This is a genomic window from Plastoroseomonas hellenica (genome assembly GCF_018129085.1).
Classification (GTDB): Bacteria; Pseudomonadota; Alphaproteobacteria; order Acetobacterales; family Acetobacteraceae; genus Plastoroseomonas; species Plastoroseomonas hellenica.
Genome location: NZ_JAAGBB010000004.1, coordinates 74,539 through 86,331 on the forward strand (window position 1 = coordinate 74,539; position 11,793 = coordinate 86,331).

The window sequence follows — 11,793 nt, forward strand, 5'->3', positions numbered from 1 at the left end:
GTCATTGGACGCTCAGCGGATCGGGTTGTGGACAGTGACGAGCTTGGTGCCGTCCGGGAAGGTGGCCTCGACCTGAATGTCGTGGATCATCTCGGGAATGCCTTCCATCACCTGGGCCCGCGTGAGCACGGTGCCGCCGTCGCGCATCAGCTCCGCCACGCTGCGCCCGTCGCGCGCGCCCTCCACCACGAAATCGCTGATCAGCGCGATCGCCTCGGGATGATTGAGCTTCACGCCGCGCGCCAGGCGCTTGCGGGCCACCTCCGCCGCCATGGCGATCAGCAGCTTGTCCTTCTCTCGGGGCGTCAGATGCATGGCGGCGTCCGTTGCGGGGTGCGGGGGTGCATCATGTCGCGCTCAGAGCCCGTTTGGGAATGGCGTGGTGGCGGGCTGGCGAGGCATTTTTCGTTCCTGTCGTGTCGGGTGACGCAGCCGATGCTGGTGGCATCGGCCCGAGCAGATCCCGCAAGGGTGAAGCTGCTCGGCAAACCAAGCTGGCCGGCGCGGCGGGGGCGGAAAAGGACCGCCAGAGCCCCCGCGGCCATTTCCAAACGGGCTCTCAACCTCATGTCGTCCACAGGCGCGGCAGTCGCGGTGGCAGGCCGAGCGCCACGGCGCGCAGCCGGCAGATCGCCTCCCCCAGCAAGCCGCGTACCGAAGCGGCGCCGCCGAGCCAGCGCAACAGCAGCAGGCCGGGACGCGGCAAGGTCACCGGGCAGCCGGCCTCGCGCAGCGCCGGCAGCAGCGCCTCCGCGCGATCATCCACCAGCAGCAGCGTCGCCATCGCCTGCGCGCCCCCGAAGCCGAAGGGATTCTCGAGCGCCTCCGGGCCGTCGAGCGCGACACCATCCGCCCAGAGCAGCCGCCCCTGCCGCCGGATGCGCCAGGCATCACGGTAGAGGCCGCGGGTGAAGCTCTCGCCACGTGCGGGACGGCCGAACACGACGGCCTCGGCCGCGAGCAGCCGGGCATCGCGGCCGAGTTCCGCATCGATGCGCCGGGTGAAGCGGGCGCCGTCGAACAGGATCGTCTCCTGCGGGATCCATTCCAGCGCCGCGCCATCCTCCACCGCGAGCGTGCAGTGCAGCCTGCTGTCGGGGCCGAGGCTGCGATAGACCTTCTCAGCGGCGGGCGTGCTGAGCGTGAACCGCGCCCCCTGCCCCGCACTGACCGCGATGCGCAGCGAATCGCCGCCGGCGAGGCCGCCCGCGGTGTTCACGATCGCGATGGCCGGCGTCTCACCCGGCTCCGGCGTCGGGAACAGCGCACGCAGCGGCGCGGCCTGGAACAGATGGCGTAGCCCGTCACGGCCGATGCCGATCTCTAGCTCGCCGGCGGCGCGCTGATGCGATGGCGTAGTCGGGGCGTCGTTCGGTGGCACGCGGCGAAGCTGCCACAACCCGATCCGGACACAAAACGCCCTCCGAACAGGCATTGCGCTATCTCACCTGCTCCGTGCGTGGGCGCGATCCTTCTCAGGCTTGCTCCCTCTTCCTCTTCTCCGCCAGGACGGAGATGCTGGCGGCGACAGGTCCGACCGGGCCGACACGCGGGGATGAAGTGATGATGAAGCTCACGCTCGAACCACTGACCGCCGAGGCCTTCGCGCCCTATGGCGATGTGCTCGCCGCGCCCGCCGAGCCCGATCGCATCTATATCGACGGCGCCTATCGCAGCCTCAGGTCCGGGGCTCGACCAAGCCTCTCCTTCACGCGCAAGGCGCCCGCTCGGCTTCCCATCACCTCCCACCTGCTGGAACGGCATGAATTCTCAGCCCAATCCTTCATCCCGATGGATGGCGGCACCTGCATCGTGGTGGTGGCACCCCATGCCGAGGCCGGCGGGCCGGACATGACGAGGGCCCGCGCCTTCCTCGCTGCCCCGGGCCAGGGTGTCACCTATGCGCCCAATGTCTGGCACCATCCCTTCACGGTGCTGGAGCGCCCGGCCTGCTACGCTGTCGCCATGTGGCTCGACGGCAGCAAGGGCGACGAGGAATTCGTCACCGTGCCTGAATTCGTCATCGACAAGGCTTGAGGACCGGACCCATGCCCTATGAGGTGAAGCGCGACTTCATCGGCTACGGCCGCAACCCGCCGGACCCGCAATGGCCGGGCGGCGCGAAGCTCGCGGTCAATTTCGTGATGAACTACGAGGAAGGCTCGGAGCCTTCCTTCGAGCTCGGCGACGGCGTGACCGAAAACGGGCTGACGGAGGCGCATGGCCTCAACCAGGTGAAGTCCGGGCGGGACCTCGCGGCCGAGGGCATGTTCGAGTATGGCAGCCGGGTCGGCTTCTGGCGCCTGCACGACCTGTTCGCCGAACGCGGGTTGCCGATGACGGTCTTCGGTTGTGCGCTCGCGCTCGAGCGCAACCCGGAGGCCGCGGCCGCGATCCGTGCCGCGGGTTATGACGTCTGCTGCCATGGCTGGCGCTGGGTGAAGCATTTCGAGCTGCCCGAGGCCGAGGAACGCGAACATATCCGCCGCGCGGTCGAGAGCCTGCAGAAGACGGTCGGCCATCGCCCGGATGGCTGGTACTGCCGCTACGGCCCGTCCCAGAACACCCGCCGCCTGGTGGCGGAGGAAGGCGGCTTCCTCTACGACAGCGACTATTACGGCGATGAGCTGCCCTTCTGGCTGACGGTCGAGGGCAGGAAGCAACTCGTCATCCCCTATTCCCTGACCAACAATGACGGGAAGTATGCGGGATGGATGGGCACCGCTGACCAGTGGTTCTCCTTCATCCGCGACGCCTTCGACATGTTGCTCGAGGAAGGGCGGCGCGGACGGCCGAAGATGATGTCGGTCGGATTGCATATGCGCCTGATCGGTCACCCGGCGCGGGCGATGGGGCTGAAGCGCCTGCTGGACCATGTCATGGCGCAGAAGGATGTCTGGATCTGCCGCCGCGCCCAGATCGCACGGCACTGGATGGCGACACATCCCTATCCCGGCGCTGGACTCAACGAATAGGCGTTGCATGCTGCGCCGCGTCGGGTTTCGATGCGGCGTCAACAGTCGGGGGCTTTCATGGCGACGGAGATCGGGCGGCGCGGCATTCTGGCAGGGGCGACGCTGCTCGCGACGCCAGGCCTGGTCCGCGCGCAGGGCGAGGCGATCCGCATCGGCGAGATCAACTCCTACACCGCGCAGCCGGCCTTCCTCGCGCCCTACCGCAATGCCTGGGTGCTGGCGGTCGAGCAGGTCAACGCCGCCGGCGGCATCAACGGGCGGCGGCTGGAGACGGTGTTCCGCGACGATGCCGGCCGTCCCGAGGATGCGGTGCGCCACGCCGGGGAACTGGTGAACGCCGAACGCGTGCATCTGCTGGCCGGCGGCTTCCTGTCCAATGTCGGCCTCGCGATCGGCGATTTCGCAAGGCAGAACCGGCGCCTGTTTGTCGCGTCCGAACCGCTGACCGATGCGCTCGTCTGGGCGCAGGGCAACCGCTACACCTTCCGCCTCCGCCCCTCGACCTACATGCAGGCGGCGATGCTGGTGGAGGAGGCGGCCAAGCTCCCGGCACGGCGCTGGGCGACCGTCGCCCCCAACTACGAATACGGCCAGAGCGCCGTGCGCTGGTTCAAGGAGCTGCTGACCCGCGCCAAGCCGGATGTGCAGTTCGTCGGCGATCAGTTCCCGGCCCTCGGCCGCATCGATGCCGGCGCCACCGTGCAGGCGCTGGCCAGCACCACGCCGGATGCGATCTTCAACGTGACCTTCGGCGCCGACCTCACGAATTTCGTGCGCCAGGGCAATACCCGCGGGCTGTTCGAACGCCGCCGCGTGGTGTCCGTGCTGACCGGGGAGCCGGAGTACCTGCTGCCGCTCGGCGACGAGGCGCCGGAGAACTGGATCGTCACCGGCTATCCCTGGGAGGACCTGAACACCCCGGGCCATGTCACCTTCCGCGACGCCTACCGCCAACGCTGGAACGAGGCGCCGCGCCTCGGCTCCGTCGTCGCCTATGACACGGTCTCGGCGATTGCCGCGATGCTGCGCAAGACCGGCGCGAATACCGAGACCGAGGGCATGGTGGAGGCGATGCGCGGCCTCTCCTTCCCGACTGCCTTCGGCACCGGCGACGTGACCTTCCGCGCAGTCGATCACCAGTCGACGCTCGGCGCCTATGTCGGCCGCACCGCGCTGCGCAACGGCCGCGGCACGATGGTCGACTGGCGCTATGCCGACGGCGCGCGCTACCTGCCCGCCGACGAGGTGGTGCGGGGCCTGCGTCCGCAAGGGTGACGGATGCACGGACTGACGAAGGTTCGAGCCAGATGGGCGCGCGGACCTGATGGAAGATCTGCTGATCCAGGCCCTCAACGGCCTGGCGAGCGCGTCCTCCCTGTTCCTGGTGGCGTCGGGGCTGACTGTGATCTTCGGTGTCAGCCGCATCGTCAACTTCGCCCATGGCAGCTTCTACATGCTGGGCGCCTATCTCGGCTGGACGCTGGTGACGCGGCTGCCGGAAGGGCTGGCGGGCACGCCGTTCGGCTTCTGGGGCGGCGTGCTGCTGGCGGCGCTGATCACCGGCTTGATCGGCATGGTCGTGGAGATGCTGCTGCTGCGCCGCATCTACGGCTCGCCGGAGCTGTTCCAGTTGCTGGCGACCTTCGGCGTCGTGCTGGTGGTGCAGGACCTGGCGCTGATGGCCTGGGGGCCGCAGGATCTGCTCGGTCCCCGCGCACCGCTGCTGCGCGGCAGCACGGACCTGCTGGGCCTGCGCTTCCCGCGCTACGAGCTGTTCCTGATCTGCGTCGGTCCCGTCGTGCTCGGCCTGCTCTGGCTGCTGTTCCACCGCACCCGCTGGGGAAGGCTGGTGCGCGCCGCGACTCAGGATCGGGAAATGGTGAGCGCGCTCGGCATCGACCAGCGGCGGCTGTTCACCGGCGTGTTCTTCCTGGGCTCCCTGCTCGCCGGCCTCGGCGGCGCGCTGCAATTGCCGCGCGAGAGCGTGAACCTGCACATGGACCTCGCGATCATCACCGAAGCCTTTGTGGTGGTGGTGGTGGGCGGCCTCGGTTCCCTCGGCGGCGCCTTCCTCGCGGCGCTGCTGATCGGGGAGCTGCACGCCTTCGGCATCCTGATCCTGCCCAAGATCACCCTGGTGCTGGTCTTCCTGGTGATGGCGGTGGTGCTGGTGGTGCGCCCGCACGGGCTGCTCGGCCGCGCTTCTGCGCCGGTGCGCGGGGCCGCCGCCGCGCCCGATCCGCCGGTCGGCCCAACGCCGAGGCCACTCGTCATCGCCGGCTTCGCCGCGCTCGCGCTGCTGATCGTGGTGCCCCCCTTCCTGCGGGATTACGAGGTCTCGATCCTGGTCGACCTCGCGGTCTTCGTACTCTTCGCGGCGAGCCTCCATTTCATCATGGGCCCGGGTGGCATGGCGAGCTTCGGGCACGCCGCCTATTTCGGCGCCGGCGCCTATGGCGCGGCGCTGCTGGTCAAGCATCTCGCGGCGCCGATGGGGATCGGGCTCGCGGCCGCGCCGCTGGCCGCCGGGCTGCTCGGCCTCGCTTTCGGCTGGTTCTGCGTCCGGCTCTCCGGCGTCTATGCCGCCATGCTGACCTTGGCCTTCGCGCAGATCGCCTGGTCGGTCGCTTTCCAATGGGTGGAGGTGACGGGCGGCGACAACGGGATCCTCGGTGTCTGGCCCGCAGCCTGGGCCAATACGAAGCTGGTGTATTTCTACCTGACGCTCGCGCTCTGTCTCGGCGGCACCTTGCTGCTCCGCCGCGTGGTGCGGGCGCCCTTCGGCATGGCGCTGCGCGCGCAGCGGGATTCGACGCTGCGCGCGGAAGCGATCGGCATCGACGGCTTCCGCATCCGCTGGCTGGCCTTCGCCCTCGCCGCAGCAATGGCAGGGATCGCCGGCGGCCTTTTTGCCTATGCCAAGGGCAGCGTCTTCCCGACCTATCTCGCGATCTCGCGCAGCGTCGACGCGCTGCTGATGGTCCTCCTCGGCGGCGTGCAGACGTTGAGCGGCCCGATCCTCGGCGCCATCGGCTTCGCCGGCATGCAGGAACAGCTCATGCGCGCGAGCGATCTCTGGCGGCTGATCATGGGCGGCGTGATCATCGCGCTGGTGCTGTTCTTCCCGCAGGGGCTCGCCGGCGCGGTGCGCCGCCTCTGGGAAGGGCGCCGCGCATGAGCGTGGTGCTGGAGGTCGAAGGGCTGGCCAAATCCTTCGGTGGCGTGCGCGCCGTGCAGGGGGTGGGTTTCGCGGTCGATGCCGGGGAAATGCTGGCACTGATCGGCCCGAACGGCGCCGGCAAGAGCACCTGCTTCAACATGCTGAACGGCCAGCTCCGCCCCGATGCCGGACGGGTCCGGCTGCTGGGGCGGGACATCACCGGCATGGTCCCGCGCCGCGTCTGGCGCCTGGGCGTCGGGCGGACCTTCCAGATCACCGCGACCTTCGGATCGATGACGGTGCGGGAGAATGTGCAGATGGCGCTGCTCTCCCACGCGGGCCGCCTGCTGCACCTCTGGCGCCCCGCGACCGATGCTTTCGTGGCCGAGGCCGATGCGCTGCTCGCCCGGGTCGGCATGGCGGAGCAGGCCGACCGCGTCTCGGCCATCCTCGCCTATGGCGACCTCAAGCGGCTGGAGCTCGCGATCGCGCTCGCCAACGCGCCGCGGCTGCTGTTGATGGATGAGCCGACCGCCGGCATGGCGCCGCGCGAGCGCGTGGCACTGATGGAACTCACCGCAGGCATCGCGCGGGAGAGCGGCATTGCGGTGCTGTTCACGGAGCATGACATGGACGTGGTCTTCGCCCATGCCGACCGCATCATCGTGCTCGACCGTGGCCGGCTGATCGCCGAGGGCGCCCCACCCGCGGTGCGCGCCAATCCGGAGGTTCAGGCGGTCTATCTCGGCGCCGGGCTGGTGCACGGGTGATGCTGCAGGTCGCCGGCCTCTCCGCGCATTACGGCCGCGCGCATATCCTCGACGATGTCGGCTTCACGGTCGGGGCCGGCGAGGTGGTGGTGCTGCTCGGGCGCAATGGCGCCGGCAAGAGCACGACGATGAAGGCGGTGATGGGGCTGGTGCCGCCCAGCGCCGGCAGCGTGCGCTTCCTCGACGCCGAGGTCGTGGGACAGCCGCCCTTCCGCATCGCCCGCGCGGGCCTCGGCTATGTGCCGGAGGAGCGGCGGATCTTCACCGAGCTGACGGTCTTGGAGAATCTCGAGGTCGGGCGGCAGAAGCCGCGGGAGGGCCTGGCACCCTGGACACCGGAGCGGCTGTTCGAGCTCTTCCCGAGCCTCGGTGCGATGCGCGACCGGCCGGGCGGGCGCATGAGCGGCGGCGAACAGCAGATGCTGACCATCGCGCGCACCCTGATGGGCAATCCGCGCCTGGTGCTGCTCGACGAGCCCTCCGAGGGGCTGGCGCCGGTGATCATCGAACGCATGGCGCATGCGATCCGCGCCCTGAAGTCGGAGGGTCTCTCCATCCTGCTGTCGGAGCAGAACCTGCACTTCGCGCGCCTGGTCTCCGACCGCGCCGTGATTATCGAAAAGGGCCGCATCCGCTGGTCCGGCAGCCTGGCGGCGTTGATGGACGCAGCCGAAGTGCGAGAGCAGTACCTCTCCGTTTGAGTCCACGCGATGTCACATCCGCCGCCGGGCTTTCGTGCCATAGAGGCCCCGGATGGAGGGCCAGGCCCATGTTTTCGGTCGGGCAGCGGGTTTACCACCGGGATGGCCGCCGCAGCGGCCGGGTCGTGGAATGCGACGGCGACCGGGTCTTCATCGAGCAGGACAATGGCGCCGAGCTGGATTTCGATGCCCGCGACCTGACCGCGACGTCGCGCAGGCTGCGGCGGCAAGCCCCGATCCGATGGCGGAGCGGGCGTTGCGCGCCACCGAGATCACCCCGGAGCATGTCCGGGTGCTGGGCGTCATCCCGCCGCGCACCGTGCAGGCGGTCGCCGCGCTGTTCGAGCGCCGGCCGGCGCCGGCCGGTTCAGCGGACTCGACGTCGCCTCGAAGCTGAACGTGATCGCCGAGATCACCGCCATCCCCTACCGCACCATGCGCAGCTACAGCGACCGCCCGGGCGAGTTGGGGCTGATGATGGGCAAGGGGCTGGCGGATGCGCAGAGCCAGGCCGAGGCCAGGAAGAAGAAGGGCTGAGGGGGGGGCGCCAATAGGCCGCACTGACGCGCCTCCGCATCGAAGAAGCCCACCTAATCCGGCAGCCTCACGTCGCAATTCCACCGGCGGGGGTCACCATGGGCCAGGAGCCTGCCCTGTTCGCAAAGGGCAGCGATCCGACTCCTCAGCATGACGTCTCCAGCCTGGATGTAAGGCTCCGCGTCGTGTGACATGGTGTCGGAAACGACCAGCGCAGATCTACGCCAATCCTTGGTCACCCGCTCCAGAATCCACGCATCGAAGACATCAGCAGGCGCCGACACAAGACCTGCATCCGTGACGATACGGAACGGCGCGTTCTCGGATTTCAGCCGGCGCCAGCGCTGCGCGGCGTCTTTCCGGTCCTCGCGCGTCATCGCGCGTTCCGTGCCGAAAAGCGAAGCAAGCGCCTCCCCGCCCATCCGCGAAACGGCTCGCTCCGGGGGCGACAATTCCGGTTCGCTGCCGGGTCGCGTCATGGGTATCCGCAGCCCGGTGACGTCGATGACGTCGTAGGGACGGTCGCCGAGCCGGTCTGCCAGCGCCAGGAAGAAGGCGTGCTCGGAGGCGCTGTGGCGCCCGAACCAGACGATGAGCCGGTCGGGGGTCGACGCAACCTGCCGCCAGAAATCGTCGATATCGATGTCGCTCTCATCATGCATCGACGCCCACCAGCGTGCCCGCTGCGATCCATCTTCGGAATCGATGGGGCCACCGCTCAGGTCGTCCAGGAAGCCGAGCACCTGGTCGGTGCGTCCGCTCGAACGAACCGCAGCGCGCAGCCTCCAGGTCGCCGCATGGCCGGGCACGATATGCAGCACGCCGCTGCGCCATTTCTGCGTCCCGTCCGCGTTCACATCCCGCCTGAGATAGTTGGTGTCGGAAAGCGTGCGATGGACGGCGAGCCCTTCGTCCGACCGCAGCAGGTGATAGAGGGTGGCTTGCCTGGATGGCCAATGGGCGGCGAAACGGACCCCGTCCTCGCCATATTGCAGATCCCGGATATCGGCCAACTCGCCGGTGGAATCATCGATGGCACGGACGACGAGGAGCCCGCCGGCGATCTCGATCTCGATCTCGATCGTCGCCGTCCTCGGCCATTTGTCTTCGGCAATCCAACGGCCGACGAAATCCTCTCTCGGCATGCCCTCGATCCCACTGTTGTTGCCCGTCACGGGTTCATGTGGCCCCGTTACCAATCTAGCCTGCGATGCCTGGTATGGAGGCCGCCGAGGTGCGGGCGCAGTCCCTGTCCGTGTGCAAGCCTGATGTCGTTGGACTCTGCGGCCCGGCCTTGCCTAATCCGGCAGCCTCACCTCGCAACTCCACATGTTCGAGGTATCACCATGGGCCAGGAGCCTGCCCTGTTCGCAAAGGGCGGCGAGCCGGCGCCTCAGCATGACGTCTCCGACCTGGAAATATGGCTCCGCATTGTACCCCATGGCGTCGTGAACGACCCGCAGAGATCCGCGCCAATCCTTGGTCGCCTGCTCCAGAATCCACGCATCGAAGACATCCGCAGGTGCCGATGCGAGACCTGCATCCGTGACGATGCGGAACGGCGCGTTCTCGGATTGCAGCCGGCGCCAGCGCTGCGCGGCGTCTTCCCGATCCTCGCTCGTCATCGCGCGTTCCGTGCCGAAAAGCGAAGCAAGCTCCTCCACGGCCATGAGGGCGACGGCCTGTTTCGGGGGTGACAATTCCGGTTCGCTGCCGGGTCGCGTTATGGGTATCCGCAGCCCGGTGACGTCGATGATGTCGTAGGGGCGGTCGCCGAGCCGATCCGCCAGCGCCAGGAAGAAGGCGTGCTCGGAGGCGCTGTGGCGTGCGAACCAGACGATGAGCCGGTCGGGGGTCGACGCAACCCGCCCCCAGAAGTCGTCGATATCGCTTTCGATGTCGGGGTCATCGTGTACCGACGCCCACCAGCGCGCCCGCTGCGAGTCATCCTCGGAATCGATGGGGCCGCAGCTGAGGTCGTCCTGGAAGCCGAGCACCCGATCAGTGCGTCCGCTCGAACGAACCGCCGCGCGCAGCGCCCCGGCGGCCGAGGGGCCGGGCGCGATATGCAGCACGCCGCTGCACCATTTCTGCGTCCCGTCGGCGTTCACATCCCGCGTGAGACACTCGGTCTCGGAAAACTTGCGATGGACGACGAGCCGTTCGTCGGACCGCAACAGGTGATAGAGGGTGGGTTGCCTGGATAGCCAATGGGCAGCGAAACGGACCTCGTCCTCGCCATATTGCAGATCCCGGATATCGGCCAACTCGCCATTGGAGTCGTCGATGGCACGGACGACCAGGAGCCCGCCGACGATCTCGATCTCAATCGTTTCTGTTTCGCCCCAGTTCCAGTCGCTTCCGGCAATCCAGCGACCGACGAAATCCTCTCTCGGCATGCCCTTGATCCCGTTGTTCTTGCCCCCGAAAATCGGGCAAGTCAGACTGGCAGTATAGCACGGAAGAATTGCCGGAGGGGCCTGTATCCCGCGGCGCGATGGGGCGGACCTTATTGTCGTGGGTGAACCAGGTGGCTATGGGCGGAGCACAGTCCGGGCGCAGCCCCGCGGAGGCGGACATAGCCGTGCTTGGAACGCCTCGGCCATGCCATTGCTTCGCGGGCCTCGAGCGGAGCGGGCTTCGACAGCAAGCCGATAGTCTGGGCGAAGGTCCTTGTATTGGAGGCGACATAGGGCTGCTGTTGTCGCCGAGCCGCTCGATCGGCCGCGGCAGACGGCTTACGCGGCCGAACCTCCGCGCGAGGCGGCGATCATGAGACGGCGGCTATTGTCACCGCAGTGGCCGCAGTGGCTCCAGCTCGTGCTCCCGGAGACGACGAGCCTGCACAGCCCCCGGCCGACCTAGGATTTCCAACGCTTTTACAGCACAATCCCGGCAAAGTGTTCTGCCTTCCACAGAGAACGCTCCCGTCATACCGTTACGATGACGACTGGCACCACATCCCTGACATCTCAGTTCCCCCGCTGCGGCGGGGATGATGTCTTCATTGCCACTTTGCTGGACTCTCTGAGGTGCCGCCTCCGCCGGCTGCCATCCGGTAAATCGCACCGCTTCCGTGGGCACCGTTGCTCTGGCTCCGGCAGGAGCCGCCCGCGCCAGTTCCGTTGCAGCCTCGCCTGCCTGCTGGAGTGCGGCTGGCACCCTGCCCGCCGCAGACGTCGCCGCGTCTCCAGCTTGCGTCGCGGCGGCCTCGCCTCCCCCGACGATGGCCCCGCCCGGTCCTTGCGGCAGACGGCGTCGGCCATTGACCTGACTGACAGGCGAAGAGGGGGGCTCGAGCAGCACCTGCATAGCGGAGCTACCGAGACGCCCGATCATCGGAGTGAGGTATACCGCTGGCCTTGGCAACCATCGCGCCAGCAGCCCATCATCCCAATCATCGAAGGGGGTGCGGCGCGGCTCTTCGAAGGCGTCCTCCGACAGCAGGCCCTTCATTGGCCCAACTCCCATTCGGTCTCGCGCCGTTGGGTAGGCTGACTCAAGAAGAATGAGGATGGTTCACTCAGGCCGGAGATTTGGTGCAGCGCATGCGACCTGGCCCTTCGCAGCAAGCGGGCGCTCGCGCCGCTACTCGCGTCCGCTTCCTGCTCTATTCGACGCAACAGGCGAGCGTCGTCGTCCTCGCCGGA

The 11,793-nt window shown here is 68.1% G+C and carries 12 protein-coding genes; 8 read left to right on the top strand and 4 right to left on the bottom strand.

Annotated elements, in window-relative coordinates:
- Window positions 1-12 precede the first annotated feature (12 nt).
- Both GXW71_RS04350 and GXW71_RS04355 read right to left on the bottom strand, forming a co-directional pair.
- Window positions 13-315, bottom strand: a complete 303-nt coding sequence (locus GXW71_RS04350) for an urease subunit gamma (protein ID WP_211851177.1) — start codon at window positions 313-315, stop codon at window positions 13-15.
- Window positions 316-565: 250 nt separating this feature from the next.
- A complete protein-coding gene (locus GXW71_RS04355) occupies window positions 566-1,381 on the bottom strand; it encodes an urease accessory protein UreD (protein ID WP_211851178.1) in 816 nt (271 codons plus the stop codon).
- Window positions 1,382-1,563: 182 nt separating this feature from the next.
- Between GXW71_RS04355 and GXW71_RS04360 the strand changes: the two genes are divergently transcribed.
- From GXW71_RS04360 to GXW71_RS04395, 8 genes are all read left to right on the top strand, one after another.
- Window positions 1,564-2,037 carry an ureidoglycolate lyase gene (locus tag GXW71_RS04360; RefSeq protein ID WP_211851179.1) on the top strand — a complete coding sequence of 158 codons (474 nt, stop codon included), beginning with the start codon at window positions 1,564-1,566 and terminating at the stop codon, window positions 2,035-2,037.
- Between the two features lie 11 nt (window positions 2,038-2,048).
- The gene (locus GXW71_RS04365) at window positions 2,049-2,975 is read left to right on the top strand and encodes an allantoinase PuuE (RefSeq protein ID WP_211851180.1); all 927 of its coding nucleotides are present in this window, start codon (window positions 2,049-2,051) and stop codon (window positions 2,973-2,975) included.
- Window positions 2,976-3,032: 57 nt separating this feature from the next.
- Complete coding sequence (locus GXW71_RS04370; protein ID WP_211851181.1) at window positions 3,033-4,250, top strand: ABC transporter substrate-binding protein; 1,218 nt, start codon at window positions 3,033-3,035, stop codon at window positions 4,248-4,250.
- A gap of 49 nt (window positions 4,251-4,299) precedes the next feature.
- A complete protein-coding gene (locus tag GXW71_RS04375) occupies window positions 4,300-6,153 on the top strand; it encodes an ABC transporter permease (protein ID WP_211851182.1) in 1,854 nt (617 codons plus the stop codon).
- Window positions 6,150-6,905, top strand: a complete 756-nt coding sequence (locus GXW71_RS04380; RefSeq protein WP_211851183.1) for an ABC transporter ATP-binding protein — start codon at window positions 6,150-6,152, stop codon at window positions 6,903-6,905. The genes GXW71_RS04375 and GXW71_RS04380 overlap by 4 nt, the downstream gene beginning before the upstream one ends.
- Window positions 6,905-7,606 (top strand): ABC transporter ATP-binding protein, encoded by a 702-nt coding sequence (locus GXW71_RS04385; protein WP_211851184.1) that lies wholly within the window; start codon window positions 6,905-6,907, stop codon window positions 7,604-7,606. Before GXW71_RS04380 ends, GXW71_RS04385 begins: the two co-directional genes overlap by 1 nt.
- A gap of 256 nt (window positions 7,607-7,862) precedes the next feature.
- Window positions 7,863-8,003 (top strand): hypothetical protein, encoded by a 141-nt coding sequence (locus GXW71_RS04390; protein ID WP_211851185.1) that lies wholly within the window; start codon window positions 7,863-7,865, stop codon window positions 8,001-8,003.
- A gap of 2 nt (window positions 8,004-8,005) precedes the next feature.
- Entirely contained in the window at window positions 8,006-8,143 is a 138-nt protein-coding gene (locus GXW71_RS04395; protein ID WP_211851186.1) for a hypothetical protein, read from the top strand.
- A gap of 53 nt (window positions 8,144-8,196) precedes the next feature.
- On the opposite strand, the gene GXW71_RS04400 is transcribed toward GXW71_RS04395, so the two are convergent.
- Window positions 8,197-9,288 (bottom strand): DUF3658 domain-containing protein, encoded by a 1,092-nt coding sequence (locus tag GXW71_RS04400; protein WP_211851187.1) that lies wholly within the window; start codon window positions 9,286-9,288, stop codon window positions 8,197-8,199.
- A gap of 153 nt (window positions 9,289-9,441) precedes the next feature.
- A complete protein-coding gene (locus GXW71_RS04405; RefSeq protein ID WP_211851188.1) occupies window positions 9,442-10,542 on the bottom strand; it encodes a DUF3658 domain-containing protein in 1,101 nt (366 codons plus the stop codon).
- Window positions 10,543-11,793: the final 1,251 nt, after the last annotated feature.